The sequence below is a fragment of the Devosia honganensis genome (assembly GCF_042648785.1).
GTDB classification, from domain to species: domain Bacteria; phylum Pseudomonadota; class Alphaproteobacteria; order Rhizobiales; family Devosiaceae; genus Devosia; species Devosia honganensis.
Genome location: NZ_JBHRYD010000016.1, coordinates 54921 through 80352, shown reverse-complemented (window position 1 = coordinate 80352; position 25432 = coordinate 54921). Strand labels below are relative to the sequence as shown.

The 25432-nt window shown below is 61.3% G+C and carries 24 protein-coding genes, 1 tRNA gene and 1 pseudogene; 17 read left to right on the top strand and 9 right to left on the bottom strand.

Translation table 11 applies throughout. The features are described 5' to 3' along the window. Positions 1 to 263: 263 nt before the first annotated feature. The 3 genes from greA to ACFOOL_RS16190 all read right to left on the bottom strand — a co-directional run bounded on the left by greA (position 264) and on the right by ACFOOL_RS16190 (position 2332). On the bottom strand, positions 264 to 746 hold the full coding sequence (gene greA / locus ACFOOL_RS16200) for a transcription elongation factor GreA (RefSeq protein WP_380098403.1): 483 nt from the start codon (positions 744 to 746) through the stop codon (positions 264 to 266). A 168-nt stretch (positions 747 to 914) separates the two neighbouring features. Beyond that, entirely contained in the window at positions 915 to 1619 is a 705-nt protein-coding gene (locus ACFOOL_RS16195) for a DnaJ domain-containing protein (RefSeq protein ID WP_380098402.1), read from the bottom strand. Beyond that, positions 1616 to 2332 carry a VWA domain-containing protein gene (locus ACFOOL_RS16190; RefSeq protein WP_380098400.1) on the bottom strand — a complete coding sequence of 239 codons (717 nt, stop codon included), beginning with the start codon at positions 2330 to 2332 and terminating at the stop codon, positions 1616 to 1618. Before ACFOOL_RS16190 ends, ACFOOL_RS16195 begins: the two co-directional genes overlap by 4 nt. A 160-nt stretch (positions 2333 to 2492) precedes the next feature. Between ACFOOL_RS16190 and ACFOOL_RS16185 the strand changes: the two genes are divergently transcribed. After that, positions 2493 to 3716, top strand: coding sequence for an MFS transporter (locus ACFOOL_RS16185; RefSeq protein ID WP_380098399.1), 1224 nt, complete (start codon positions 2493 to 2495; stop codon positions 3714 to 3716). 12 nt (positions 3717 to 3728) lie between these two features. Here the strand turns inward: ACFOOL_RS16185 and ACFOOL_RS16180 are convergent, their stop codons facing one another. Together ACFOOL_RS16180 and ACFOOL_RS16175 are read right to left on the bottom strand one after the other, a co-directional pair. After that, complete coding sequence (locus ACFOOL_RS16180; protein WP_380098398.1) at positions 3729 to 5081, bottom strand: MFS transporter; 1353 nt, start codon at positions 5079 to 5081, stop codon at positions 3729 to 3731. A 167-nt stretch (positions 5082 to 5248) separates the two neighbouring features. Then, positions 5249 to 5572, bottom strand: coding sequence for a hypothetical protein (locus ACFOOL_RS16175; RefSeq protein ID WP_380098397.1), 324 nt, complete (start codon positions 5570 to 5572; stop codon positions 5249 to 5251). A gap of 156 nt (positions 5573 to 5728) precedes the next feature. Between ACFOOL_RS16175 and ACFOOL_RS16170 the strand changes: the two genes are divergently transcribed. From ACFOOL_RS16170 to ACFOOL_RS16150, 5 genes are all read left to right on the top strand, one after another. Continuing rightward, entirely contained in the window at positions 5729 to 5965 is a 237-nt protein-coding gene (locus ACFOOL_RS16170; RefSeq protein ID WP_380098395.1) for a hypothetical protein, read from the top strand. Between the two features lie 200 nt (positions 5966 to 6165). After that, positions 6166 to 6342 carry a hypothetical protein gene (locus ACFOOL_RS16165; protein WP_380098394.1) on the top strand — a complete coding sequence of 59 codons (177 nt, stop codon included), beginning with the start codon at positions 6166 to 6168 and terminating at the stop codon, positions 6340 to 6342. A 118-nt stretch (positions 6343 to 6460) separates the two neighbouring features. Further along, a complete protein-coding gene (locus ACFOOL_RS16160) occupies positions 6461 to 7114 on the top strand; it encodes a 5-oxoprolinase subunit B family protein (protein ID WP_380098393.1) in 654 nt (217 codons plus the stop codon). After that, on the top strand, positions 7114 to 8016 hold the full coding sequence (locus ACFOOL_RS16155; protein WP_380098391.1) for a 5-oxoprolinase subunit C family protein: 903 nt from the start codon (positions 7114 to 7116) through the stop codon (positions 8014 to 8016). Before ACFOOL_RS16160 ends, ACFOOL_RS16155 begins: the two co-directional genes overlap by 1 nt. Next, positions 8013 to 8765 (top strand): LamB/YcsF family protein, encoded by a 753-nt coding sequence (locus tag ACFOOL_RS16150; RefSeq protein WP_380098390.1) that lies wholly within the window; start codon positions 8013 to 8015, stop codon positions 8763 to 8765. Before ACFOOL_RS16155 ends, ACFOOL_RS16150 begins: the two co-directional genes overlap by 4 nt. Positions 8766 to 9070: 305 nt before the next feature. Here ACFOOL_RS16150 and ACFOOL_RS16145 read toward each other — a convergent pair whose 3' ends face one another. Next, positions 9071 to 9886 carry a potassium channel family protein gene (locus ACFOOL_RS16145; RefSeq protein WP_380098408.1) on the bottom strand — a complete coding sequence of 272 codons (816 nt, stop codon included), beginning with the start codon at positions 9884 to 9886 and terminating at the stop codon, positions 9071 to 9073. Between the two features lie 185 nt (positions 9887 to 10071). Here ACFOOL_RS16145 and ACFOOL_RS16140 point away from each other — a divergent pair, with 185 nt between their 5' ends. The 3 genes from ACFOOL_RS16140 (at position 10072) to ACFOOL_RS16130 (ending at position 12845) form a co-directional block, all read left to right on the top strand. Continuing rightward, a complete protein-coding gene (locus ACFOOL_RS16140) occupies positions 10072 to 10815 on the top strand; it encodes a glycosyltransferase family 2 protein (protein WP_380098389.1) in 744 nt (247 codons plus the stop codon). 75 nt (positions 10816 to 10890) lie between these two features. Further along, complete coding sequence (gene fliK / locus ACFOOL_RS16135) at positions 10891 to 12576, top strand: flagellar hook-length control protein FliK (protein WP_380098388.1); 1686 nt, start codon at positions 10891 to 10893, stop codon at positions 12574 to 12576. Then, entirely contained in the window at positions 12573 to 12845 is a 273-nt protein-coding gene (locus tag ACFOOL_RS16130) for an EscU/YscU/HrcU family type III secretion system export apparatus switch protein (protein WP_380098387.1), read from the top strand. The genes fliK and ACFOOL_RS16130 overlap by 4 nt, the downstream gene beginning before the upstream one ends. A 4-nt stretch (positions 12846 to 12849) precedes the next feature. Here ACFOOL_RS16130 and ACFOOL_RS16125 read toward each other — a convergent pair whose 3' ends face one another. Beyond that, the gene (locus ACFOOL_RS16125) at positions 12850 to 13323 is read right to left on the bottom strand and encodes a cell wall hydrolase (protein WP_380098386.1); all 474 of its coding nucleotides are present in this window, start codon (positions 13321 to 13323) and stop codon (positions 12850 to 12852) included. Between the two features lie 159 nt (positions 13324 to 13482). On the opposite strand from ACFOOL_RS16125, the gene ACFOOL_RS16120 reads away from it, so the two are divergent. Continuing rightward, positions 13483 to 13572: transfer RNA gene (locus ACFOOL_RS16120), tRNA-Ser, on the top strand. A 496-nt stretch (positions 13573 to 14068) separates the two neighbouring features. On the opposite strand, the pseudogene ACFOOL_RS16115 reads toward ACFOOL_RS16120, so the two are convergent. After that, positions 14069 to 15109 (bottom strand): annotated as a pseudogene (locus ACFOOL_RS16115) (recombinase family protein); the annotation flags it as partial. A 9-nt stretch (positions 15110 to 15118) separates the two neighbouring features. Beyond that, positions 15119 to 15478 (bottom strand): hypothetical protein, encoded by a 360-nt coding sequence (locus ACFOOL_RS16110; protein ID WP_380098385.1) that lies wholly within the window; start codon positions 15476 to 15478, stop codon positions 15119 to 15121. An 880-nt stretch (positions 15479 to 16358) separates the two neighbouring features. On the opposite strand from ACFOOL_RS16110, the gene ACFOOL_RS16105 reads away from it, so the two are divergent. The 7 genes from ACFOOL_RS16105 to ACFOOL_RS16075 are packed head-to-tail and all read left to right on the top strand — an operon-like array spanning position 16359 to position 25431. Further along, positions 16359 to 16688 (top strand): hypothetical protein, encoded by a 330-nt coding sequence (locus ACFOOL_RS16105; protein ID WP_380098383.1) that lies wholly within the window; start codon positions 16359 to 16361, stop codon positions 16686 to 16688. Next, positions 16685 to 17599 carry a restriction endonuclease gene (locus ACFOOL_RS16100; RefSeq protein WP_380098382.1) on the top strand — a complete coding sequence of 305 codons (915 nt, stop codon included), beginning with the start codon at positions 16685 to 16687 and terminating at the stop codon, positions 17597 to 17599. The genes ACFOOL_RS16105 and ACFOOL_RS16100 overlap by 4 nt, the downstream gene beginning before the upstream one ends. Before the next feature lie 40 nt (positions 17600 to 17639). Beyond that, positions 17640 to 20423, top strand: a complete 2784-nt coding sequence (locus tag ACFOOL_RS16095) for a class I SAM-dependent DNA methyltransferase (protein WP_380098381.1) — start codon at positions 17640 to 17642, stop codon at positions 20421 to 20423. Then, positions 20420 to 20908: a hypothetical protein gene (locus ACFOOL_RS16090; protein WP_380098380.1), complete on the top strand. Its 489-nt coding sequence runs from the start codon at positions 20420 to 20422 to the stop codon at positions 20906 to 20908. The genes ACFOOL_RS16095 and ACFOOL_RS16090 overlap by 4 nt, the downstream gene beginning before the upstream one ends. After that, positions 20905 to 22953 carry a DEAD/DEAH box helicase gene (locus ACFOOL_RS16085; protein ID WP_380098379.1) on the top strand — a complete coding sequence of 683 codons (2049 nt, stop codon included), beginning with the start codon at positions 20905 to 20907 and terminating at the stop codon, positions 22951 to 22953. The genes ACFOOL_RS16090 and ACFOOL_RS16085 overlap by 4 nt, the downstream gene beginning before the upstream one ends. Further along, complete coding sequence (locus ACFOOL_RS16080) at positions 22946 to 24142, top strand: GIY-YIG nuclease family protein (RefSeq protein ID WP_380098378.1); 1197 nt, start codon at positions 22946 to 22948, stop codon at positions 24140 to 24142. The genes ACFOOL_RS16085 and ACFOOL_RS16080 overlap by 8 nt, the downstream gene beginning before the upstream one ends. Beyond that, positions 24139 to 25431 (top strand): SIR2 family protein, encoded by a 1293-nt coding sequence (locus tag ACFOOL_RS16075; protein WP_380098377.1) that lies wholly within the window; start codon positions 24139 to 24141, stop codon positions 25429 to 25431. The genes ACFOOL_RS16080 and ACFOOL_RS16075 overlap by 4 nt, the downstream gene beginning before the upstream one ends. Position 25432: the final 1 nt, after the last annotated feature.

Sequence of the window (25432 nt, the reverse complement as noted above, 5' to 3'; positions counted from 1 at the left end):
AAGCTGATCCACGGTTGCTTGATCCGAGGGCCTCTGTCCACACGCAAAAAACTTGAGTTTCGGGGCGCCCAGGCCGGCCCTCGGGTCGAGCCCGAGGGCAGCAAAGTGCTTGTGTGGGCAACAAATATCGATCCAGGAAGGTCCAAAGTAAACACTCCCCCTCAAGGGGGAGAGGAGGCACCGATTCCACCTGACAGTGAAAGGCTCTGGGGGAGAAGGCGGGGCCGCCGGATGAGGGGGACCGCTCCGCATCATCCAGCCCCCTATTCGATCCGCACGATCTCCACCTCGCCGCCGGCGACGCTGGCCGTGTCATCCACGCCCTTGCCCATCAGCGCCCGCGCCAGGGGCGAGGAGAAGGAGAGGGTGCCGGCCTTGGGGTCCGCCTCGTCCTCGCCCACGATCATATAGGTGTGCACCCGCCCATCGTCGCGGCTGACGGTCACGCGGCTGCCGAAGGCGACGACATCATTGGTATCGGGCGGCGGCACCACTTGCGCCGTGCGCACCCGTTCGGCGAAATAGCGCAGGTCGCGGAAGGGAGCTGCCGCCTGGCGGCGTTTTTCGTTGATATCCTCGATGGCCATGGTCGCGTCATAGGCGGCGCGCGCCTCGGCCAGCCGCCGTTCGAGCCCAGCCAGCCCCGCCGCCGTAACCAGATTGGGGCCCTCCGGCACCGGGCGATCCGGCAGCAGGGTTTCGGCCGCCGTTTCGGCGCTTTCTTCCTTGGTGAAGGCGACGCTCACTACTTTCTCCGACCAGTGCGAACCGCTGGAGCGGCGTACGCTTTGCGAACGCAGCGTATCGCTCCAGCTCTTTGTTTGCGCAGCGGATGATCTGAAAAACGCACGCGCACTTTTCAGTCCGATGCTCCGATGCGCCCTTCATAGCCCGCCCCCGCCCAAAGACCAGCCTCACCGGCCCAGCAGCAGGTCGCGGGCCTCGTTGATCTTGGCGGCGAGGAATTCCGAGCCGCCCCGGTCCGGATGCACGCCTTTCATCAATTCCCGATGCGCCGCCTTGATGTCCTCGTCGCTGGCCCCCGGCTCCAGTCCCAATACCGCATAGGCCTCGGCCACCGGGTCGCGCGCCGCGCCACGCGGCCGAGCCTCTGCGTCCCCGCTCTCCTCCCCGGCGAAGTATTCGCGCCAGCCGGCCCGGTTGGTGTCGAGCCAGCTTTCGAGCAGATTGACGCTTTCGGTGTCGTGCCCGATCTCCTCGAGCAGCGCCCGCGTCTCGGCCTCCCCCAGATCGAGCAGGTCCCATCCGGAAAACTGCCCGTCCACCACCCTCCCCGTCAGCGCGCCGGTATCGTGGTCGAGTTCCATGGCGAGGAACCGGCTGCGGACTTTTGAGACATTGCCCCCGCCGCCTCCGACGCTGTCGAAGGAAAAGGCCCCCAGCCGCCCGCGCATGAGGATGGAGAAGCCGGCGGCGCCCAGGATGGCGGCGATTTCGATGCGCCGCAGCAGCAGCGCGAAGACCGCGGCCAGCATCGCCGCGCCGCCAAGGGTCCAGCGCAGGCCCCGCATCAGCAGCCGGCGATCCATGTTGCGCAGGGCATGGACGAGCCACAATGCCCCCAGCACGCCCAAGGCTCCCAGAAAAATCCAGCTCATCGCCCCTCGATCTGTGTCAGCAGGGCCTTGGCGGCGTCGCTCGCCTGCAATTTCAGTTGCGGACGCCCGCCGCTGGCATAGGCCGCCACCGCCCGCAGCAGTTCGGCGAGCTGGCGCGGCGCCGAGGTGTCGAACCGGGCATAGGCGCCCTTGCTGAGCCGGGCGAATTCGCGGAATGCCGCCTCGACCCGCGTGTCGTGCCCCTCCTGGAACAGGAAGAGCGGCAAGCCCATCAGCCCCAATTCGCCTGCCCTGGCCGCGAGCGCATCGACATTTTCCTCGATGGCGTCGCCCACGAACACCACCGCGTTGATCCGCCGCCTTTTATGCTCGTCCCGCGCATGGGCGAACACCTTGCCGATCTGGGTATTGCCGCCCTGGCAGGCGATGCCGCTCATCAGCCGCGCCAGCGCCTTGGCGTCGAGCACCCATTTGGAGGCCCGGCATTCGCCCAGCCCGCGAAAATACAGCAATTGCACCTGCAGCGCCGCATCCCTGGGAATGGCCTCGAACATCTCCGCCTGCAACGACACCGCCAGATCCCAGCTCGGCTGCCGGCTCATGGTGGCGTCCATGGCGAACAGCAGCCGCCCGTCCTCGGCGGCGTTGGGGCGCGCCAATCGGCCCACCTTCCTGACGAAGGCGGCGATGTCGTTGCGGACCTTGCCCTGTTGCGGGAGCGTATTGCCCCCTGTCGGTTTTCTGGCTGCCATGAGGGGAATATGTGGGCCCGCGCGGCGCCCGGCAAGTCCTGGGTGTCGCGGCCTCGCGCCGCCCCGCCCCGGGGCTGCGAATTTTTTTCTTGTCTTCGTCGAAAGGCGGGCGCTTCATCCGTCGGGAAGGCGAAATCCTCGCAACGCAGGGACCTTCGAAATGCAACGACATTATGGCTGGGTCATCGTCGCCGCCGGCGCGGTGATCACCTGTCTGGCGATGGGCGCCATGTTCGCCCTGCCCGTCTATCTGCAACCCATGGCCGACGAGACCGGCTGGACGCGCGCCGGCATTTCCGGCGCCATGACGGTGGGGTTCATCGTCATGGGCGTGGCCGGCTTCATCTGGGGCACGCTGACCGACCGCATCGGCGCCCGCCCGGTCATCCTCGCCGCCGCATTCATGCTGGGGCTGGGGCTGTTCGTCGCCAGCCGCGCCACGGATCTGATGGTCTTCCAGTTCGCCTATGGCGGGCTGGTGGGCGCGTCGGGCGGCGCCTTCTTCGCTCCGCTCATCGCCACCACCCTGGGCTGGTTCGACCGCCACAGAAGCCTTGCCGTCTCGCTGGTTTCGCTGGGCGGGGGTATCGCCCCCATGACCATCACGCCGCTGGCGACCGTGCTGATCGGCGCTTATGGCTGGCGCGACGCCATGATGATGACCGCCATCGCCGCCGTCCTGCTCATCGTCCCCGCCGCCTTCCTCATCCGCCGGGCGCCCGAAGCCCTGGCCGCTTCCCCCACGCCGTCGAGCGACGTCGCCCCCGCCGAGCCGCGCCCCGCCGGCATGGCGGCGGTGTTCCGCACGCCGCAATTCTTCGTCCTGGCGGGAGTCTTCTTCCTGTGCTGCGCCGCCCATTCCGGGCCGATCTTCCATACGGTGAGCTATGCCATGCTGTGCGGCGCCTCGGCGCTGGCGGCGGCGAGCATCTACAGCGTCGAGGGCTTTGCAGGCCTGTTCGGCCGCCTCATCTTCGGCGTGCTGGCCGACCGGATCGGGGTCAAGCGCGTCATCGTGGTGGGGCTGCTGATGCAGGCCGTGGGCATCTATCTTTACATCTATGTCAGCGCGCTGCCGCATTTCTACATGCTGGCCGTGGTGCTGGGTCTCGTCTATGGCGGGGTCATGCCGCTCTATTCGGTGCTGGCGCGCGACTATTTCGGCCCCCGGGTGATGGGCACGGTCCTGGGCGGCATCACCATGACCTCCTCGATCGGCATGGCCTTCGGCCCGCTGGGCGGCGGCTGGCTCTACGACACGTTCGGCGACTATCACTGGCTCTATATCGCCTCGGCCGGCGTGGGGCTCGCCGCCGCGGCGCTGGCGCTCGCCTTCCCGCCCAGGACGCAGGATGCCGAGCCGGCCGATGCGGTGCCGGCCTGACCCCGGCGTGGCTCAGGCGGGGCTGGCCACGGCCGCTCCGCCGCTATCGTCCCCATCGTCGGCGCCGCCCCTGGCATAGGCCGCCGAGAGCTGGCGATAATAGCGCGAGTTGAACGCGACGATGGTGACGGCGAAGCCGATCAGTCCGGAAATGGTGAACACCAGCGCCATGCCCCGCTCCGGCCCGGTGCCGAACCAGCCGCCGATGGCCTCGGCCCCGGCCCCGTCGGTCATGAAGGGGATGACGACGAACTGGGTCAGCGGCCCGATCAGGAAGGCGGTCAGCGGGGAGGCGGATTGCTCGATGGACTGGGCGAAGCCGAACACCCGGCCCTGCCGCTCCAGCGGCACCACCTTTTGCAGCGTCGTATGCTCGGCGGCCTCGGCATAGGGTCCCAGCAGCATCCAGATGAAGCAGCCCGCCGCCAGCAGCCAGATGGACGATTGCAGCGTGAACACGCAGCACACCGCCCAGGTGATCAGATTGACCGTCAGCAGGGTCTTGAGCGGATTGCGGCCCAGCCCGGTGCGCGAGATGACGATGCCGCTCAGGATGAAGGCGGTCGAGAGCACGCCGAACAGCAGCCCCCACACTTCCACCGCCACCAGCGACAGCCCATAGGCGTCGAGCAGCGCCATGAACACGCCGCCGAGGAAATTGTTGAAACAGGCGAAGAAGATCAGCGCGAACAGTCCCGGCACCGCCGCGATCACCCGGATCGTGCCGGCGATATCCACCCGCTTGGGCTCGGCCGGCGCGTCTTGCGTGGGGGCGACGCGCCCCTCCTCGATCCGCACCAGGCTCAGATGCACGAAGGCCAGTATGGTCATGGCCAGCGCCAGGGCCAGCACGCCCAGCATGCCGGTATAGGCGACCAGGAACCCCGAAATGACCGAGGTGGTCAGAAAGCCGATGCCGCTGACCATGCCGACCAGCCCGTTGGCCTTGTCGCGCCGGTCCTCGGGAATGAGGATGGTCACCAGCGTCGGCAGCGCGATCGAGCGGATATTGCCCGCGATCACCCCCAGCATGACCAGCAGCACGAAACCCCACAGATACGGCCCGTAGGGATCGGTGAAGGCCCCTTCGGGCTCCGCCAGCAGCATGGCCAGCGCCAATGCGTAAAAGCCTGCCGAAACCACGCTCGAGCCGAGCATGGCCAGCTTCTTGGAGTTATGGTCGACGATGGAGCCCAGCCAGAAGCCGAACGCGGCGGTGAACACCAGATAGATGCCGGCGATCATGCCGGTGGCGAACACCGACTGCGTCTCGAGGAACGTCCAGAAGGTGATGGCGAACCACACGGTGAAATTGGTGACGTTGGCAACCAGGTTGTTGGCAAGGATCTGATGGAAAACTGTCATGGCGCGGGTCCGATGCGCGTGGCCGGGCGGGGGAAACTAGTGCATCGCGCAGCAAAGCGAAATCCGCTTTCGTGCAAAAACGGCGCGACGAACGGCGTCTAGCCGATGGCGATGACAGCAAATGTCAGTGGGCTGCCCGGAGTTCCTTTTTTGCCGCTTCCAGACCCCTATTTACCGTCGCGCTTGCGGTTGCGGCGCGAGCGTTGCCAATTGGTCCAGATGCGGCTGCCGCGCAGCACGGCGTTGTTGATGGGGCCTTGCAGGAAGATCAGGTCGACCGCCAAAAGCAGCAGCCCCAGCGGCAGCATCCAGATGCCCAGCACGGGCAGGAAGCTGAAAATGCCGCCCAGGACGAGCAATATGCCGAGCGGAATGCGCACCCAGCGGGCCTCGGGCCGCCGCACCCGCGCCAGCCAGCCGGCGGCGAGGCGGGGAACGCGCCGTTCCAGCCGGTCGAACAGCCGGTTCAGCCTGTCTCCGCTCTTGCTCATCTGTCACCTCCGTCCCTGCTAGATGGCAATGTCATCTATCACTTCAAGAGCCGCTGGTAACCCGGCAGGGCCGCGTTCCATTGACCCGGCGGGCCGGCCCGTCCTATGTGTCTGGCGCATCTGCTTGCCACCGAACCCGATTTACGAGGCGTTACCATGAGCCGCAAGGAATTCGACGCGTCGCGGATGCGGCGCATGAAACGGGTGGCGGCGCGGCGCGGGCTGACCATTCTGACTTCGGACAAGATGAAGACGCTGGGGCTGCCCGGCGGCCATGCGGTACGCGAGGACGAAAGCCACGCCATCGTGTTCGGCGATCAGCCCAGGCCCTTCTCGGCGTCCCTCGACGAGGTCGAGGCTTATCTGGACGCTTTGGAGGCGGGCGAAGAGTAGCGGCCGGCGCCGCTTCTGGCAAGCGGGCCCGGGCCCCGGATAGGGGCGATCCGTTATTTAAAACGTAACAAGAATCGGCCCACACTCCCAGGTGTAGGCTGGTCTGGGACGCGAGGCGTTCCAGATATCCGTGGTTGCGGATTCCGATGCGGACCGGGCTCCTGCCCTTCGCATCCCGCTAGTGTGGAGGCGCGTTCCCCATGTTCACCCTGATCAACGCCGACGCCGATGAAGACGATGCCGAAATCACCGATCCGCAGGAAATCGCCGAGCTTTTCGCGGCCATAGCCGCGGTGGCCATCGAGGCCATCGGTCCCGACCAGGCCCGGTTCCTGTTCGAGGCGGTGGTCGAGCAGGAGGGCCGCGAGCCCAATTGAACGACGGACCGGACGCCACCTGACAGACGCCGTTTTCCGCCGGTCCGGCCGCCGCCGCTTGACGGCAGGCGGCCGGCGCTGAACCACTGCACCCTCCGGATGCAGGGAGCCAATGCGGATGGACGAGACGATTCTTGCGCGCCGGGCGGTGATCGTGCCCTTGGGCGATGCCGCCGTGCTGGTGCGCTTCGCCGACCGGCTGGATGACGAAGCCAATCGCCTGGTGCTGGCGCTGGTCGCCGCGCTCGAGGCCGATCCGGCGGAGGGCGTGGTCGAAATCGTGCCCAGCCTGGTCTCGGTATTGCTGCGCTACGATCCGGAGCGCACCGACCCGATCCGGCTCGCCGGCGAGATCGGCCTGCGTCCGCCCGGTCGTGCCCGGCGCGGCGACCGGCACCGGCATCTTGTATCCGTGCGCTTCGACGGGCCGGATCTGGAGGAGGTCGCCGCGGCGCTCGGGCTGGATGCCGCCGGCTTCATCGACCGCCACAATGCCGCGGAATTGCGGGTGCTGGCCACCGGCTTCGCGCCGGGCTTCGTTTATTGCGGCTTCCACCCCGAAACCCTGGTGCTGCCGCGGCGCCGGCGGGTGCGGCCGCTGGTGCCGGCCGGCAGCGTCCTGTTCGCAGCCGGGCAGACGGCCATCGCGGCGACCGAAATCCCCACCGGCTGGCATGTGATCGGCACCACGGATTTCCGCAATTTCGATCCGCGCCGCGATCCGCCCACGCAACTGGCCGCGGGCGACGCCATCCGCTTCGAGGGGCGCTGATGGGCGCGCGGCTGCTTATCGTTCGGGCGGCGCCGCTCACCACCGTGCAGGATGCGGGACGGCCCGGCATGCTCGTCCATGGCGTCGCCGCCTCGGGGCCGATGGACCGCGCCGCCCATGCCCGGGCGGGGCTCCTGGCCGGGGCGACGGACGGGGCCGGCCTCGAGTTCACCCGCGCCGGCCTCGATCTGCGGATCGGCCATGGACAAGCGCGGCTCGGCTGGGACGGAGGGCGCTTTTCCGCCCGCATCGACGGCAAGCCGGTCGCCTGGCCCGGCGGCGCGACCCTTGCCGCCGGCGCCACCCTCTCCATCGAGCCGGGCGAGGCGGGCAATTACGGCTATCTGCGTTTCGGCGGCGCGCTCGACCTGCCCGCCGTGCTGGGCAGCCGCTCCACCAGCACGCGGGCGCGGCTGGGCGGTGTCGACGGACGGCCGCTGCGGGCGGGGGACGAGCTGGTCTTGCGGGGCGAGGGCGTCGAGCCGCGAATTCCCCCGGCCCCGCCGATGGAGGACGGACCGATCCGCTTCGTCTGGGGCATCCATGCCGACCGCTTCGCCCCCTCGGTGCGGGCGGCCTTCCTGCGCGGGCTTTTTCGCGTGACCCCGACGATGGACCGCATGGGCGTCCGCCTCGCCGACGAGGCAGCGGTGTTTGCCGGGGCGAGCATATTGTCGTTGGTCTCGGAGCCGGTGCTGCCCGGCGATATCCAGGTTCTGGGCGACGGCACGCCCATCGTCCTGATGCGCGACCATCAGCCCACCGGCGGCTATCCGCGCATCGGCACGGTGATTTCCGCCGATCTGGACCGGTTCGCGCAGCTTCGCGCCGGCAGCGCGGTTGCATTTGCGCCGGTGAGCGTAGACCATGCCCACCGCCTGTTGCGGAGCCGCCCTCGATGACCTCTATCGACCTCAATGCCGATCTGGGCGAAGGCATGGGCACCGACGAGGATCTCCTGCACATCGTCTCCAGCGCCTCCATCGCCTGTGGCGGCCATGCCGGGGACGCGGCGACGATCCGGCATGTCCTGGAGCGCTGCAAGGCGCTCGGCATCCGGGCCGGGGCGCATCCGGGTTATGCCGATCCCGTCCGCTTCGGCCGCTTCCGCCTGGTGATGTCGCTGGAAGAGCTGCTCGGCCAGATCCGCGAGCAGCTCCTGCTCATCCGCTCCATCGCCGACGAGGTCGGCGTGCCGGTTTCCTATGTGAAGCTGCACGGAGCGCTGGCCAACCAGACCGCCGAGGAACTGGCCTTCGCCGTCGGGGTATTCGCCAGCATCCAGGCGATGGACGCGAAAATGGCGGTGCTGGCGCTCGACGGCAGCGAACAGGTGCGCGCCGCCCGGGCGGTAGGCCTGCCGCTGATCCGCGAAGCCTATGCCGACCGCGCCTATACGCCCGAAGGACTGCTGGTGCCCCGCTCCCGCGAGGGGGCGGTGATCGCTGAGCCCGCTTTGGTCGTCGAGCGTTGCCTGCGCCTCGCCCGGGCGGGCGAAATCGTCGCCATCGACGGCACCGTGCTGAAATCGGCGGCGCGCTCGATCTGCCTGCACGGCGACACGCCCGGGGCCGTCGCCCTCGCCCGGGCCGTCCGCACCGCCCTCGAAACCGCCGGCATCGCCGTCGCCCCGGTCCCCCCGGAAGCATGAGGGGGACCAGCGCTCCCTCCCCTTGAGGGGAAGTATACTTTGGGCGCTCCTGGTTTGATCGTTGTTGTCCACACCGACGCTGCGCTGCCCTCGGGCTCGACCCGAGGGCCGGCTTGGGCGCCCCGAAACTGGGGTTTTGCACGTGGACAGTGGCCCTCGAGTCACGCCCGAGGGCAGCCCAGTGTAGGGGATAAATTGCGCCAGCAGCCCGAAATGAACACTTCCCTCAAGGGGGAGGGGAGCAAAAAGGCACTAATCCGCCTACAATGAAAAGGCTTTGTGAGCGGCGGGGGTCCTGAGCCTTCCTAGCTCTCGTCATCCGGAATGTTCAGCAGATGGCCGCAGGCCTTGCAGTGCACCGCGTCCTGATCGTGCCGCGACAGTCCGCATTGCGGACAGGGGAAGAAGATTTTCGCCGGCCGGAAGATGAGCTGCGCCAGCCGCACGAACAGCGAGATGCCGATGATCATGACGACGATGGACACCAGCTTGCCGAAGGTGCCGGGCAGCACGATGTCCCCGAAACCGGTGGTGGTCATGGTGGCGACGGTGAAATAGAGCGCGTCGACATAGCCGGCGATGCCCGAGCCGCGCTGGGCGAAGGCGGTATAGACGAAGCCGGTGACCACGAACAGGAACACCAGGAGGTTGATCACCGCCTGGATGGTCTCGCGATATTCGGAAAGCCCCAGTTTTTCCAGCGGGCGCCAGATCATGCTGGAGCGCGTGAGCGTCCACAGGCGCAGGATGCGCAGGAAGCCGAAATTGAACAGCCAGGCCGGCGCCAGCAGCGTCATCAGGATGAAGATGTCGATCACCACCGGAAATTGCCGCAGCCAGCGCAGGGGGCGCGATGCGGCCAGGCCCCGCGCCGTGAGGTCGATGGCCAGGATCGCGGCGATGGAATAATCGATCCACAGGAAGCTCGAGGTGTCGCGCAGCAGCGGCGAGGCGATGAAGAAGGCGATGATCGCCAGGTCCACCAGGAGGATGACCGTCTGGAAACGCCGCGCCCGGGGCGACAGCCCGTGATAGAGCAGCCGCAGCTTCAGGCGCAGGCGCTCGAACCAGTGATCGGGTTCATGCTCGTCGATAGCCGAGGCTTTGGTTCTACTCGCCATGTCGCTTGCCATTACCGACTCGCGCGGGGGCGCGGCCCCCAACAAGGGGCCATTTGCCGCCGATATTCAAGAGCGCTCACGCGTCCGGCCCACCGGGACAACCAGAGCGGACGGTTGCGGCAGGCGGGCGGGCGCGCTATGTGCAGCACGGATAGCAGCCGGCACTTCGCCGGCAAGGGGAGCCCATGAAGCTGGCCTTCGTCATTCCCGCCTTCAACGAAGAGGCGCTGATCGGCAAATGTCTGCAATCCGTCCTGGCCGAGATCGGCCGGTCGGGCGTGGATGCCGATGTCATCGTGGTCGACAACGCCTCGACCGACCGCACCGGCGAGATCGCCGCAGGCTTCGAGGGGGTCCGCGTCGTCCATGAGCCGCGCAAGGGCCTGGTCCATGCGCGCGACGCCGGTTTCGCCGCCAGCGCCGGCTATGACCTGGTGGCCAATATCGACGCCGACACGCTGGTGCCCGAGGGCTGGCTGGGGGTGGTGCGAGATGAATTCTCCAGGGACCCGGGCCTCGTATGCCTGAGCGGACCCTATATCTATTACGACATGGCGCCGCATAACCGGCTCCTGATCGGCATGTTCTATGGCCTCACTTACCTGATCTACCTGCTCAACCGGTTCGTGCTGCGCGTCGGCTCGGTGGTGCAGGGCGGCAATTTCGTCTTCAAGCGCGCCGCATGGGAATCGGTTGGCGGCTATGATCGTTCCATCGAGTTCTTCGGCGAGGATACCGATGTGGCGGTGCGCCTGTCGAAAGTGGGCGGGGTCAAGTGGACCCACAGGCTGAAGATGAAGACCTCCGGCCGGCGGCTGGAGAAGGAAGGCGTGTTCCGCACCGCCGGCACCTATACGCTCAACTTCTTCTGGGTGACCTTTCGCGGCAAGCCCATGACCAAGGACTATACCGACATCCGCTCGGGCTGATCGCGGGCTGGCCTTGTCCCGCCGATGCGGTCATGATGGCGCCGGCCGCGCCCTGCGGCCGGAGAATGCCGGCCGATGAGCATATCGTCCCAGCTTCCGCCCATTCCCATGGCACAGGCCAGCGCCATGCTGCGCGCCCTCGCCCTGGCTGCCGGCCAGACGGTGGAAGCGCGGATAGTGGGGCCGGCGGCCAATGGCGCAACGCCGGTGCAACTGGGGCAGCAGACGCTGAACCTGCATCTGCCGGCGTCCCATCCGCCCGGCACGGTGCTGACCCTTGCCGTGCAGCAGGCCGAGGGACAGCTCCGCCTCACCGTGCTTTCGGCGCGGCCGCCCGTACCCGCCGCTGCATCCGCCTCCCCGCCGCCTGCCGGCGCTCCCGCCACCTCGGTGCAGCTTTCGCCGGCCGCGCTGGCAGGGACGCCCCCCGCCGCATCTCCAGCATCTCCAGCCGCCCCATCCGCGCCGCCGGTCGTTCCGCCGGCGCCGCCCGGGCCCGCCCCCCTGCCCGCGGCACCTTCCATCGGCGCCGCCGCCATTGCGGCCCCCGCTTCCCCGTCGCCCTCCTCACCTCCGCCCTCGTCACCTCCGCCCGGCGCCGGGTCCGCCCCCCTGCCCGGCCCGGCACCGGCCCCCGCCGGTCCCTTGCCGCAATCCATGCCCTATGCGCCGGCCTCGCCCGCCATCGCCCCGGGCCCGGCTGCACCGGCTGCGGCTTCGGCGGCCTCGGCCCTGCCCCCGCTGGCGCAGGCGGCACCCGCCGGCACGGTCGGCCAGCACCCGCCGGCGCCCGCCCCGCCACCGCGGTTTTCCGCCCCGGCGCCGCCATCCTCCCCGCCGGCGGCAAGCATGTCCGCCCCGGCGGCCCTGGCGCTGATGGTGCAGGAGGCCCTGCCCCGCCAGGACGGCATTGTCGGCCTGACCCGGCTGCTGGCCGCGGCATCCGGCAAGGTCGTCCTGCCCGAGCCGGTGCTGAAGGCGGCAAGGCAGTTGATGGCGCTGCCCCTGGCGGCGGATGACGGCAAGCTCGACGCGCCGTCCCTGCAACGGGCGGTGCGCCATTCCGGCATTTTCCAGGAGGCGCTGCTGGCTTCCGGCCGGGGCGCACTGGCGGCGGGCGATCTCAAGAGCGCCCTCATGGGCCTGCGCCACAGCCTGGGTGCCTGGCTGGGCGAGCAGGCGCCGGTGGCGCCGGTGGGCAGCGTCGCGCCGCCGCTGCGCGGCAATATCCCCCGGGCGCGCGGCGGCGGCGAGCCCCTGCCCGACCTGCCCGAGGACCCGCATGACCTGGGCAGGCTGCTGCTGGGGCGCACCGAGGCGGCGCTCGCCCGCACCCGCCTGCACCAGAACGCCTCGCTGCCCGAGCCCGGCGCCCGGCCCGATGCGCCGGCGCAATGGAGCCTCGATCTGCCGGTCGTCATCGCCGGCCAGCATCACCTGCTGCATATGCAGATTCAGCGCGAGGCCGAGGGCGACCCCTCCCGCCCCCGGGAGCGGGGCTGGCAGGTGCGCTTCGCCATCGATTTTCCCGATCTGGGCGAGGTCGGCGCGCAGATTTCCCTGCGCGGCAAGGCCACGGGCGTAATGCTCTGGGCCGATCGCGCGCAGACCGCCCTGCTTCTGTCGGCCGGCATCGAGGCGTTGCGCGGCGAGCTGGAGGCGGCCGGCCTGATGCCGGGCGCCGTGGTGGTGCGCACCGGCGCCCCGCCAGCCCAGCCCGTTCCGGCGGCTTCCGGCCATTTCGTGGATGCGACCCGATGAGCGAGAGGACCGGAAACGACCATCCGCTGGCCGTGGCTCTCCGCTATGAGGAGGGATCGCGCGAAGCGCCTCGGGTGGTCGCCAGCGGGCGCGGCCTCCTCGCCGAACGGATCGTCGCCCTCGCCGAGGAGAATGGCGTCCTCATCGAGACCAATCCGGTGCTGGCGGAGGCGCTGAGCGGGGTCGAGCTGGACGAGACCATCCCCATCGAGCTTTACGACGCCATCGCCGTGGTGATCGGCTACGTGCTGCGCCAGACCCGGAAGTGACCGGTCAGCGCACGCTGCGCTTCTCGTAGAATTCGTTGCCGCCCGCCTCGAGCACGTAGAACATGTTGTTATAAGGGAAGCGCAGCCCGGCGGTGTGGAAATGCTGGGCGTTCTGCACGCCCGGATGGCGCGAGCCGCGCAGCACCTGGTCGGCGACCTGGGCGGCGAGCACGGCGCCGCTATCGGTCATCGGGCGCACGAGCACGCCGTCGGCGAACTGGTTCTTCTGCCCCACCACGCCGCATACCGATTGGGGATAGCGCGGGTCGTCGACCCGGTTCATCACCACCGTGCCGACCGCCAGCATGCCCTCGGCGCTCGAGCGGTTGGATTCGAAATACATGGCCCGCATCATGCATTCCTTCTCGCTCATGCGGTTCATGGCGAAATTGGCGCCCAGGAACGAGCAGCCACCCAGGCTGGTCGCCACGATCGCAAGAGCGGCAAGGCGCAGGATCGCGCTGGCGGCTGTGGACATCTCGGCTCTCCGGGCGGTGGCGCAAACATCGCTCCGCCCGAAAATGCCCCCGCAGGCTTAAGGAAACGCTCAGCCGCACGGTAAACGAACCCTTGCCGCCATCCTGGGCGCCGCCGCCACTGGACAGCCCCCTCCGCCCCCGCTAAAGCCACGACCCACGGGTAGGTGGCAGAGCGGTCGATTGCTCCGGTCTTGAAAACCGGCGAAGGTGCAAGCCTTCCGGGGGTTCGAATCCCTCCCTACCCGCCATTTCATTTTTCAGCATATTTTTGCCTCCTAACATATTGAACGGTAAAGATTTTCTTGGGGTTCGAAAGCCCATTTCCGGGCAGTATTCGAGATGGTCGGTAAAGGCCAGTTTGAGCACCAGTTTTTGCCACTCAATCTTGCCAGAAGCCCAGAGTTTCCAAGGGTTTGAGAGAAATCCGAAGGCGAGTTCGAACAAATCCTCAACTGTGCCCTTGGGGGCCGTCCCCTTCTCGCTTTTTTCGGCCAGCACGAGCTTGCTGCGCTCAAGCTCGGTGATTTGCTTTTCGTAGGCTGCAATCACTGTGTCATTGCTGGCCTTCATTATCCGCTCGATAAGCCCAGAAATCTGCTTTTCCACTCGCTCCAGTTCGCGTTCATAGGAAAGCGCCAGGGCACGCGCCTGCACGAGGCGCTGATTCCACGCATCACTGAACATATCGCGCACCAATGCAAACAGCGTAGGCGCGGGCGTGAGGGTATCCAGTAGCGCCACAAACTCCCCTTCCAGCTTATCCCGCCGGATGGATTTACTGCGGCGCTCACAGCCCTTTGTGACACAGTAGTAATAGGCGTATTTGGTGCCGGTCTTGCTGGTGGACCAGCAAGAGGTCATGGGCCTGCTACAGCAAGCGCAGGCGACCGCACCGCGCAACGGGAAGTCCGAACTCACATCAGGGCGGGCGGGCAGCCTTGCGCCGCCCTTGAGCCTCGTTTGAATGCGCTCGAAGGTTGTGAGGTCTATCAGGCCTTCATGCTGGCCCTTACGCAGCGATATGTTCCAATCGGGGCGCTCGACATAGCCGGCATAGATGGGATTGGTCAGCAGGTCGGGAACAAGCGAATTGGGAACGCGCCCCGTCTTGCTTTTTGGGTAGTCGGGATGCCCCTCAATGAAGCGGCGCACTTCGGCTTGCGTCTGGAAGTGCCCCGAGGCGAAGCCTTCAAGCGCCTCCTGCACAACCGAGGCCACCGGCTCATTGCGCACCAGCATCTTGCCTTGGCCGCGCGTTTGTTCATGGCGGTAGGCTACGGGGGCGGAGAACGGCCAATATCCGGCTTCAAACCGCGCCATCATCCGATTTTTGGTCTGTTCGGCGTTCTTCTGCCGACCGTGCTGAGATACGGTGGCCAGCAGATATTCCACTAGCTGCGCGTCCGAACTCGTACCGAACTCGACCGAGGGGCTTTCGAGCTTTGCGCCTGTTGCTGCAATAGCGGTCCGAAGCTCAATATGCGCCAGCAAGTCACGGGCCAGACGGCTTATGTCGTCTATCACAACGACATGCGGTGCGGTTTTGCAGGCTTTGCGCAAATAGGCCAGCATGGCCAGTATGCCTGGGCGGTCGATCAGGCCGCCCGACACGCCCTCGTCTTTAAAAACCTCCACGACAGAATAGCCCGCCCGATGCGCGTATTCTCGGCAGCGTGTCTCTTGCGACCCTAGACCGTGCCCCTTTTGCACCTGCGCTTGACTGCTTACGCGGCAGTAAATAACGACCTGCGTAGTCTGAGCGTGCGGTAATGTTCCTTTCGCCATCATAGAATCCTACCCTTCTACGCCCATCTTGGTTGCAGGGCGCAGTTTTCGTTTCCGATTGATTTTCTTAGTGTTTTTGGAGTTTACCACATCGGAGAATTCCGAGGCCAGCGCTGATTTATTTTCGCTAGACTTATCCATAGCTTGCTGGAGCGGGCTTATATTAAAGCCCATATCCACAAACGCGACGGTCAGGGCCCAAAGTTCATCAAGCAGGATCAGCTTGTCCGTTTCACTCAGATCGCTTTCAGCGAGGTACTGAAGATACGGGGTCGGATCAAACGTGAGAGGCTGATACATCCGCTCAGGTGAAGCTGATTTAGGCGCTTCACCGCGTGCAGAAATCGTCTTTTCGTTATCTTCGAGCATAGTCCGTCCCTCGCATCTGTCCGCTTTCGCGGTTGTTGGGTCGCTGCTCGCAATCGAATTGCAAACGCCTTCTTTGTTGTTGAATAGACTATCCATAAAATAATTATGGCTTAGTCTTTTCATAAGACGCAACTTTGAGTTGCATTGCGTCGCAATACATCAACAACGAGAAGGCTTGCTTAAATTGACTGCCAGCCATTCAGGGCCAAGCAAAAATTGTCGCGTGGCTGGCTATCCATCAATAACAATCGGCTACCAACGTACATATAAATATATTGATTTTGGGGGAATATTTTTCTACTAAATGAAGAATATACAGCCCTGCATTCCAAAGCATAAATTCTACGCATTTTGACCACAATGCAGCCTAATTGGGGCGTCGCGATGGGGGGAAGACCTCGTTTGTCAAGCCTTCAGATGCGACGTTGCCTGTGGCGACCTCATGGCAAGATTAATTCGCCTGCGGCCATTAGCTGTCCCAGATTGCTTTTGCTGACAGCCCTTGCAGCACCAGATTTAGCGTCATGAATAATTTGGTAGTACCAGCGGTGGCTGCGCTTCGCGCGGTTCGCAAGATGTGTGTGGTAGTACCACACATCTTGGCAAGGGGGCCGGTAGCCCGCCCCCGTTGCATCCCCCAGCCTTGGCGCAATTATCAGCATCGAGCCAGATTGCGCCATCCAAGCGTTTCGCCGCTTGAGCACTCGCGGGAAGCCTTCGGCGCTCCCCTGCACCCCATCGACATAAAGGGCGCATCGCCGCCCCTCATGACACCCACTCGCCGGGCTTGGGGCCTTCCCGCCCCACCGGCACCGAACCGTGGACGAGCGTTTGGCCGCCCGACCACCACACGGAGAACCTTCAAGCTCCCCGTGCCCCCATGACCAACCGTGCGCCGATTGGATGCCGCCAGCGTCTTGTTGCTGAACCTCGCACAGGGCTTGGAGGCAGCGGCCTCCACCTGCACCGAACCACCTTCGGGATAAGTGAAAATTCGTTATGGGCAGATGTGTATCCACTGGCTACACTCGACCTCATGATTAAAAAAGATGCCGGAATGCGCATTCGCGTGGATCGTCAATTGCGGGCTCAATTCGTTGCCGCCTGCCAAGAAGAAAATCGCCCCGCAGCACAAGTGCTGCGGGAGTTCATGCGTGACCATGTGGCAAAATCGGCAAAAGCAAAAAACAAGGGCAAGGCGCTGAAATGATACCAGACTATCAAACGCTCATGCTTCCCCTGCTGCAAATAGCCCAAGAGGGAGAGTTGTCCACCCGTGATGCCATAGAAAAGCTGGCAACCACGTACGAACTCACCGATGAGGAGCGTGAGAATCTCCTCCCTTCAGGCAAGCAGCGGACGTTTGATAATCGGGTCAACTGGGCAAAAAGCTATTTAAAACAAGCCGGTCTTATTCGATACCCGTCTCGGGGCGCTTTTGTCATCACTGATGCAGGCCGACGCGTCCTCGCCGGTAATCCCGCCAGAATTGACGCAGCTTTTTTGCGCCAATTTCCTTCGTTTCTGGAATTCCAGAACCGCAGAACCTCCCCCACAGCGGGCCAGAGTGCTACAGCGTCCACGGCCATCGAAGATGAGAGCGCTACCCCGGATGAAATTATTCGTACCACCTATGAGCGGCTAAATGCTGCCTTGGCGGCTGATTTACTTGACCGGGTTCGGGACGCCACACCTCAGTTTTTCGAGGAATTGCTGATAGAGCTTCTGCTCGCGATGGGTTACGGCGGTTCATCAGAGGACGCAGCGAGAGCCATCGGCCAGTCCGGCGATGGCGGTGTTGATGGCGTTATCGACCAAGACCCCTTGGGCATCGACCAGCTTTATGTTCAGGCTAAACGGTATGCCGAAGCTAATGCCGTAGGGCCTGGGCAAATCCGAGATTTCTTCGGTGCGCTCAATATCAAGAAAGCTCAGAAGGGTCTGTTCGTTACCACGTCAACCTTTACCGCATCCGCTGTCCAGACAGCCAAAGACCTTGGCATGCGCATCGTTCTGATAGACGGGCAGCAACTGGCTAAACTAATGATCCGATACAATATTGGCTGCCGCGATGAAGATGTACTGCATATCAAAAAAGTAGATGAAGAGTTTTTTGGATGATGTTGCCGCGCTATGAAATTCATTCAGATAGGTGCAGGCGATGAATCCTGTCGAGATTGCCGAAGCTGTATCTGAACTGGCTGAAAAACCCTTTGATCAAGAAACCTTCCCTTATGCGTTTCTTGAGGCATTTGGGTTCAAGCAGACCACAATAAGACGCCTGAAATCAGGTGAAACCAACGCATCAGATTTGCCGAATGGCGTTTTGCGCCGTGGCAGCATTCATATGCTGGTCTGTGAGCGTGGCGCGGTTAGTTCGTCGCTACGAGCTCTACGGGAAAGCCCCAGAACGGCCAGTGCAAAAGCACGGTTCATCTTAGCCACCGATGGCGTGGATTTTGAGGCCGATGACCTTGTGGGCGGCAATACGATTGCGTGTGCCTATCCGCAGTTTTCTGACCGGTTCGGCTTTTTCTTACCCTTGGCGGGCATTAGCACCACCAAGCAAATCAGCGACAGCGATTTTGACATCAAGGCGACGGGACGCCTCAACCGCCTGTATGTGCAGCTTTTGAAGGACAACCCCGATTGGGGCGTCGCCGAAAAGCGCAATGAGATGAACCATTTTATGGCGCGGCTGATCTTCTGTTTCTTCGCGGAAGATACGGACATTTTCAGTGGTGAGGCACTGTTCACTTCTACCATCGAACGCATGACCGCTGGCGTTCAAACGAACACGCACGATATCATCAGCGAGATTTTTCGCGCGATGAACGAACAGGATAAGGAGAGCGTAGAGCCAAAGCTGCCGAGATGGGCAGTTGATTTTCCTTACGTGAATGGTGGCCTTTTCTCCGGCAGCGTGGAAGTACCAGTTTTCAGTAAGATTGCACGTTCCTATCTGCTCCATATCGGCGGGTTGGACTGGACGAAAATCAACCCCGACATTTTCGGCTCGATGATTCAGGCGGTCGCGGAGGAAGATGAGCGCAGCGCTCTGGGTATGCACTACACAAGCGTTCCCAACATCTTGAAGGTGCTCAACCCGCTATTCCTCGATGATTTGCATGCCCAGCTTGAAGAGGCGGGCGATAACAGCCGCAAGCTGTTGAACCTGCGCAACCGTATGGCGCGCATAAGGATTTTCGATCCCGCATGTGGATCGGGCAATTTCCTTGTTATCGCCTATAAGGAAATGCGCAAAATTGAAGCGCAGATAAACAAGCGGCGCGGCGAAGCTGACCGACGCAGCGATATTCCGCTGACCAATTTTCGGGGTATAGAGCTTCGCCATTTCGCGGCGGAAATCGCAAGGCTGGCGCTTATTATCGCGGAGTATCAATGCGATGTGCTCTATCGTGGGCAAAAGGAAGCGCTGCGCGACTTTCTTCCGCTCGATGCCATGAACTGGATTACCCAAGGCAATGCCTTGCAACTTGATTGGCTCAGCATATGCCCGCCAACCGGCACCGGCGTAAAATTACAAGGCGATGACCTGTTCTCGTCACCGTTAGAGCAAGCCCAAATCGACTTCGAGAATGAAGGTGGAGAAACTTATATTTGCGGTAATCCGCCATATCTTGGCTCGACATGGCAGGACGACCAACAGAAAGCCGACCTGAAAGCCATTTTCGCGCACCGCACGAAAAGCTGGAAGTCACTCGATTACGTTGCCGGATGGTTCATGAAGGCAGCGGATTATGGCACACAGACCAACGCAGTATCGGCATTCGTTTCCACTAACAGTATCTGTCAGGGGCAGCAGGTGCCAATCCTCTGGCCGCTGATTTTTGCCACCGGACACGAAATCGCCTTCGCGCATACCTCATTCAAATGGGCCAATCTTGCCAGTCACAAGGCAGGTGTTACCGTGGTCATCGTTGGCATATCCAACCATGCGGAAAAGATACGCCAACTTTTCTCAATCGCCGATAACGACGCCTCAATCGTCAAGGAAGCGGAGAACATCAACGCATATCTGGTGCCGGGCCAGAATGTCGTTGTCGATAAGCTGTCTCGACCTATGACCGACGTTGCGGACATGGATTTCGGGAGCAAGCCGGTGGATGGAGGCAATCTGTTTCTCAATTTCACCGAGAAACATGCTCTGGTCCAGCGGTCGCCAGCAGCTGCTCAGTTCATCCACGAGTTCTCCAATTCCGAAGAATTCATCAACGGAAAACAACGGTTCTGCCTTTGGATTGGTGAGGACGAGGTTGCCGATGCGCGCGAGATAGATGAGATTGCGCGGCGTCTTGATGCCGTTGCGGAAATGAGATTGGCTAGCCCCAAGCTGCAAACCCAACAATCAGCCAGCACGCCCCACCGCTTCGGTGAGGTTCGTCATCGCAAAAGTCACTATACAATAGTAATTCCGCGCGTGAGTTCGGAGAACCGCGACTTCCTTCCTGTCGGCCTTGTGAGCGGCGGAACGATTGTGGGCGACCGCAATTTCGCCCTCTATGACGCGCCCCTCTGGAACCTAGCGCTCATAGCGTCGCGTCTTCATTGGGTATGGATTGGCACAGTCTGTGTACGGATGCGCACGGACTTTTCGTACTCCAACACCCTTGGATGGAATACCTTCCCTGTTCCCACCCTCACAGAAAAGCAAAAGGCTGATCTTACCCGCTGTGCAGAAGACATACTTCTGGCTCGAGAGCATTATTTCCCCGCGACTATCGCCGATATGTACGACCCAGAGCGGATGGACAAGGAATTCCCTCTCGTGCGCGAAGCGCACGAGCGCAACGATGACACCTTGGAGCGCATCTATATCGGACGCCGCTTTCGCAACGACACTGAACGGCTGGAAAAGCTGTTCGAACTTTACACGAAGATGACATCAAGCAGCGCAACCACACGGAAGGTTGGAGCTGCATGACAAAATCAGATTTCATGCCGATTGAACGATACTACACGCTCAAGGCTGTATTCGAAAGGATATGGGGGAAAGGCACTTATCTTGAGTTAAAGCATTGCTCCGACCTGAAGGTGTGGAAACGATACTGTGACCGCACGTTGCAAATAACGTTACTTGCGGCTCACGATACAGTTCAAATCGCAGATGATGACTGGTTTGAAATGCTTGAAGCGTTGGTGGAGCATGGCCGTGAGCTGGTCAAAATCGCTGAAACATTTGACTCGCTGTTTCAAGCTTTTGCAGCCTCTTACGTTGAAATTTCATTTCATCAGATGGGTTTCATGCCGTCTGTTCATCAGGGCGCGCGCTCACAACTTCGCAAAGGAAATTGGCGCTTAGACCCTTATAGGACAGTACAGTACGTTCAATCGTCCGAGCAAAAAGAGCGATTAGCGCAAAGAAAAGAGAAATTGCAAGAACAACGAAAGAAGCTTGAAACGCTATGAAGAGCAGCCAGTCAGTTCCATCCGTTTCCGTTACCTACGCCCAGAACGGCACATCGGCCAAGGCCAATGAGTTTGGCATGCGTCCGATGCAGGAGCGCGCCTATGAACGACGGGGGGAACAATATCTGCTCATTAAGTCGCCTCCGGCTTCAGGCAAGAGCCGTGCGCTGATGTTCATTGCGTTGGATAAGCTGCATAATCAGAACTTGAAGCAGGCTATTATCGTCGTGCCGGAAAAATCCATCGGTGCCAGCTTTAATGATGAGCCGTTGAGCGAATACGGCTTCTGGGCAGACTGGACAGTGCAGCCTAAATGGAACCTGTGCAATGCGCCTGGGGAGGATGGCGGCAAGGTCAATTCCGTTGGCGCGTTCCTTGAAAGTGGTGACAGGGTGCTGGTTTGTACCCATGCCACGTTCCGTTTTGCCGTGGACAAGTTTGGCGTCGAGGCGTTCGATGACCGGTTGATTGCTGTAGATGAATTTCACCATGTATCGGCCAACCCAGATAACCGGCTTGGGCAGCATTTGGGGCAATTCATTGCGCGGGATAAGGCGCACATCGTGGCGATGACCGGTTCATATTTTAGAGGGGACGCGGTTGCCGTTCTTGCAGCCGAGGACGAGCGGAAATTCGAGACTGTCACTTATACTTACTATGAGCAGCTCAACGGCTACAGCTATCTAAAAACGCTCGACATCGGATACTATTTTTATACTGGTTCATATGTCGATGACATCCTGAGAGTGCTCGATCCGGATGAAAAGACCATCATTCACATTCCCAATGTGAATTCGCGCGAAAGCACCAAAGACAAAATCCGCGAGGTCGAGCATATCATTGAGGCCTTGGGCGACTGGGAGGGAACCGACCCTGCCACAGGGTTTCAGCTGGTCAAGACCGATACCGGCAAGGTGCTGCGTATAGCCGATTTAGTAGATGATGAGCCTACAAAGCGCGAACGGGTTACGACGGCACTTAGAGACCCTACCCAAAAAAACAACCGCGACCATGTTGACATCATCATTGCCTTGGGAATGGCAAAGGAAGGCTTCGACTGGATTTGGTGCGAACACGCGCTGACCATAGGCTATCGCTCCAGCTTAACCGAAATCGTGCAGATTATTGGCCGCGCAACGCGCGATGCGCCAGGTAAAGCCCGCGCCCGTTTTACCAATCTGATTGCCGAGCCTGATGCATCAGAAGAGGCCGTTACCGAGGCCATCAACGACACGCTAAAGGCAATCGCCGCCAGCTTGCTCATGGAGCAGGTGCTGGCTCCGCGCTTTGAGTTCAGACCCAAGAACGCCCAGAGTGTTGCCGATCCTCGCTTTGACTACGGCGAGGATGGATACGATCCGAATAAGTGCAATGTAGGCTTCAACGAAGATACAGGGCAATTCCAGATAGAGATTAAGGGACTGGTAGAGCCGAAATCCAAGGAAGCTGCACGCATATGCCGTGAGGACTTGAACGAGGTCATCACCGCATTTGTACAGGACAAAACAGCCATTGAGCGTGGCCTGTTCGATGAAGAACTAGTGCCCGAGGAGCTGACCCAATTGCGTTTGGGGAAAATCATTCGGGACAAGTATCCAGAGTTGGATGCCGAGGACCAACAGGCCGTACGGCAACACGCCATTGCTGCGCTTAATATTGTGCAGCAGGCCAAAATGAGCCTTCTGGAGGGTGCCGTGACCATAGAAAAAGGCAATACGGCCCTCATCGATGGGGTGCGCAAGTTTGTGAATGTGCGCGACCTCGATATCGACCTTATTGATAGCATTAATCCGTTTGGAGAAGCCTACGCCATTCTTTCGAAGGAAATGAACTCGGAGAACCTGCAAAAAATTAAAGCCATTATTTCCGCCCGTAACGTCAAGCTGACGATTGAGGAGGCGCGTGATTTGGCTAAGGCAGCCGTGCGCTTCAAAAATGACCGTGGCCGCTTGCCATCCATTACCGCAGCCGATCCTTGGGAAAAGCGTTTAGCTGAAGGCATTGCCTTCCTCGCTCGCATGAAAGCTGAGGCTGCCAATGGCTAAGTTTACGGATGAAGATGATGCCCTATTGGCAGAGCTGGGCGTCGAGGTTGAGGCGAAGAAAGTATCTCGTTACACGCCGCAGCAAGAGCGCGTAATTGCCGGATTTGAGGACATACAGCGATTTGTCGATGAACATAAGCGCATCCCCGAACATGGCGAGAATAACGATATTTTTGAGCGCCTGTATGCCGTCCGCTTGGAACGCCTAAAGTCGCTTTCAGAGTTCCAGGAACCTCTGGCGCCGATTGACTATCAAGGACTGCTATCAGGCGGCGACACATCGGTGGGTGCCAAACTCGATGATATGGACGACGACGCCCTGCTTGCCGAACTGGGGATCGAAGCTATTGCGCCTGACATCACCACCCTTAAACACGTCCGCTCCAGTGCTGAAATTCGCGCAGCCGAAGAGATTGCCAATCGGGAACGCTGCAAAGATTTCGAAACTTTCAAGCCGCTCTTCGAGCAGGTCCAAAAAGAGCTTTACAGCGGCATACGCGAAACTAGACCGTTCAAGGACGATGCCCGTATCGAATTGGGGCACTGGTTTATTTTAAGCGGACAAAAGGTCTTCGTGGCAGACGTTGGGGAAGAGTTTGTCGCTGATTATGGCCGTAAAGACCGGCGCTTGCGTGTCATTTATGACAACGCCACAGAAAGCAACATGCTCAAGCGTTCCCTAGAGCGTGCGTTACAAAAGGATGAAGCCGGTCGGCGCATTACTGACCCGACTGCAGGGCCATTGTTTGCCGATCAAAGCGAGGACGGCGATCTAGAAACCGGTACGATCTATGTACTGCGTAGCAAGTCCGATAATCCGATTGTAGCAAAAAACCGAGATGTGCTGCACAAAATTGGCGTTACCGGTGGAAAAGTGGAGGCACGGCTCACAAATGCGAAGCTCGACCCCACTTTTCTACTGGCAGATGTCGAAATCATCGCGACGTACAAATTGGCTAACATCAACCGTACGAAACTCGAAAATCTTATTCATCGAATATTCGGACATGCTCGACTCGATATTGAGATCAAGGATCGTTTCGGCAACCCGATCACGCCGCGCGAATGGTTCATAGCGCCCTTGTTCGTTATTGATGAGGCCGTTAGGCGGATCAAAGACGGCACAATCACCAGTTACATCTATGATCCGAAAACGGCACGACTGGTTAACCGGGGGAGACTGTCATGAGTATTTGGGAATATTGGAAGGAAACTGCGGCTGGAAAATCGAACCTTAGATTGCTAGTTTCCGGTAAGGGTTGGGTCACTTTTGCCGATCGCCATGATAACGAAGGCAAAGTGGCAGAGCGGGGCAGCAAAGAGGAGATAGACAGCGCTCTTATCAATGCCTTATCGGCATCAAACTTTTCAACCCTCATAGGAGCAGGCGCATCTCTGTGCACCCGCGATGGTGATGGTGAGCCAATAGCACCTTCCATGGCTGATCTATGGAACAGCGTTGAGGCTGCGGTTGGAGCGGCCGAGTTTGCAGCAATCTGCGCACGGTTTCCCAAGGCCAAGCTTGAGAAGAATATCGAGAAGCTTCTCAGTTTGTGCAAAGTGTATCTCGAATTAAATGACGGTGCGGAAGACGACGATCACGATGTGACGGAGGTACAAAACTTTGTTACCCAGGCCGAGGCAAGCATCCTTGCAAGGGTTGATTTCGTAAATCAGGACACTGCTCTCCCCGCCCATGAGACCTATGTGCGGAAAATTGGAAGGCGCGGTTTTCGGAAGACAAGAGCCAAGTTGTTCACCACCAACTATGACCTGGCACTTGAAGAAGCGGCCCGCCGTTTGCGTTTCACGATCATTGACGGATTCTCGCACTCACTCGATCAGGTCTATGATCGGCAGCACTACGAAATGGACATCGTGCGGCGTGAAGCGACCAAGGAAGCGCCGGACTACATTCCCAATGTGTTCCAGCTCTACAAGCTCCACGGCTCGGCAGACTGGCGGCGCATTGGTACGGAGGTGATGCGGTCGCGTGACAATACCAACGGCAAGCCAGTCCTTATCTATCCACGATCCAGTAAATATCAAGAAGCGTTTGACCCTCCCTATTTGGATATGATGGGCGCCTTTCAAGCGGCGTTGCGCGAGCCGGATACCGCACTCATCGTGGCAGGATTTGGTTTTAACGACGATCATATTAGTCGTCCCATTATGTCCGCCTTGGAATCCAATCTCTCGTTACGGCTGATTATCTGCGACCCCGGCTTCATCCTATCGGAAAATGATCTGCGCGGAATAGCCCCCGAACCGGCAGAACACACCATCCCTATAGGCCTCCCCCCTGCCAACGGTTTCCTGGCCAGGATCATGCTGCTGGCGCAACAAGGCGATCCACGGCTTCATCTGATGAATGGTCGGTTCGAAGATTTGGTCGATGCGCTCCCCGACCTCATTGGAGAGACTGACCGAGAGCGCCATGCAGAGCGCGTGAAGGTACTGCGCGATCAAGGAGCATAAA

Coding starts and splice junctions, on each gene's coding strand:
- ACFOOL_RS16175 (WP_380098397.1), bottom strand. CDS start 5,572: ATGAGCAAGAGCGGAGACAGGCTGAACCGGCTGTTCGACCGGCTGGAA.
- ACFOOL_RS16155 (WP_380098391.1), top strand. CDS start 7,114: ATGGGCGCGCGGCTGCTTATCGTTCGGGCGGCGCCGCTCACCACCGTG.
- ACFOOL_RS16125 (WP_380098386.1), bottom strand. CDS start 13,323: ATGTCCACAGCCGCCAGCGCGATCCTGCGCCTTGCCGCTCTTGCGATC.
- fliK (WP_380098388.1), top strand. CDS start 10,891: ATGAGCATATCGTCCCAGCTTCCGCCCATTCCCATGGCACAGGCCAGC.
- ACFOOL_RS16185 (WP_380098399.1), top strand. CDS start 2,493: ATGCAACGACATTATGGCTGGGTCATCGTCGCCGCCGGCGCGGTGATC.
- ACFOOL_RS16150 (WP_380098390.1), top strand. CDS start 8,013: ATGACCTCTATCGACCTCAATGCCGATCTGGGCGAAGGCATGGGCACC.
- ACFOOL_RS16160 (WP_380098393.1), top strand. CDS start 6,461: ATGGACGAGACGATTCTTGCGCGCCGGGCGGTGATCGTGCCCTTGGGC.
- ACFOOL_RS16190 (WP_380098400.1), bottom strand. CDS start 2,332: ATGGCAGCCAGAAAACCGACAGGGGGCAATACGCTCCCGCAACAGGGC.
- ACFOOL_RS16095 (WP_380098381.1), top strand. CDS start 17,640: ATGAATCCTGTCGAGATTGCCGAAGCTGTATCTGAACTGGCTGAAAAA.
- ACFOOL_RS16090 (WP_380098380.1), top strand. CDS start 20,420: ATGACAAAATCAGATTTCATGCCGATTGAACGATACTACACGCTCAAG.
- ACFOOL_RS16140 (WP_380098389.1), top strand. CDS start 10,072: ATGAAGCTGGCCTTCGTCATTCCCGCCTTCAACGAAGAGGCGCTGATC.
- ACFOOL_RS16195 (WP_380098402.1), bottom strand. CDS start 1,619: ATGAGCTGGATTTTTCTGGGAGCCTTGGGCGTGCTGGGGGCATTGTGG.
- ACFOOL_RS16130 (WP_380098387.1), top strand. CDS start 12,573: ATGAGCGAGAGGACCGGAAACGACCATCCGCTGGCCGTGGCTCTCCGC.
- ACFOOL_RS16105 (WP_380098383.1), top strand. CDS start 16,359: ATGACCAACCGTGCGCCGATTGGATGCCGCCAGCGTCTTGTTGCTGAA.
- ACFOOL_RS16180 (WP_380098398.1), bottom strand. CDS start 5,081: ATGACAGTTTTCCATCAGATCCTTGCCAACAACCTGGTTGCCAACGTC.
- ACFOOL_RS16145 (WP_380098408.1), bottom strand. CDS start 9,886: ATGGCGAGTAGAACCAAAGCCTCGGCTATCGACGAGCATGAACCCGAT.
- ACFOOL_RS16110 (WP_380098385.1), bottom strand. CDS start 15,478: ATGCTCGAAGATAACGAAAAGACGATTTCTGCACGCGGTGAAGCGCCT.
- ACFOOL_RS16080 (WP_380098378.1), top strand. CDS start 22,946: ATGGCTAAGTTTACGGATGAAGATGATGCCCTATTGGCAGAGCTGGGC.
- ACFOOL_RS16165 (WP_380098394.1), top strand. CDS start 6,166: ATGTTCACCCTGATCAACGCCGACGCCGATGAAGACGATGCCGAAATC.
- ACFOOL_RS16075 (WP_380098377.1), top strand. CDS start 24,139: ATGAGTATTTGGGAATATTGGAAGGAAACTGCGGCTGGAAAATCGAAC.
- ACFOOL_RS16170 (WP_380098395.1), top strand. CDS start 5,729: ATGAGCCGCAAGGAATTCGACGCGTCGCGGATGCGGCGCATGAAACGG.
- ACFOOL_RS16100 (WP_380098382.1), top strand. CDS start 16,685: ATGATACCAGACTATCAAACGCTCATGCTTCCCCTGCTGCAAATAGCC.
- ACFOOL_RS16085 (WP_380098379.1), top strand. CDS start 20,905: ATGAAGAGCAGCCAGTCAGTTCCATCCGTTTCCGTTACCTACGCCCAG.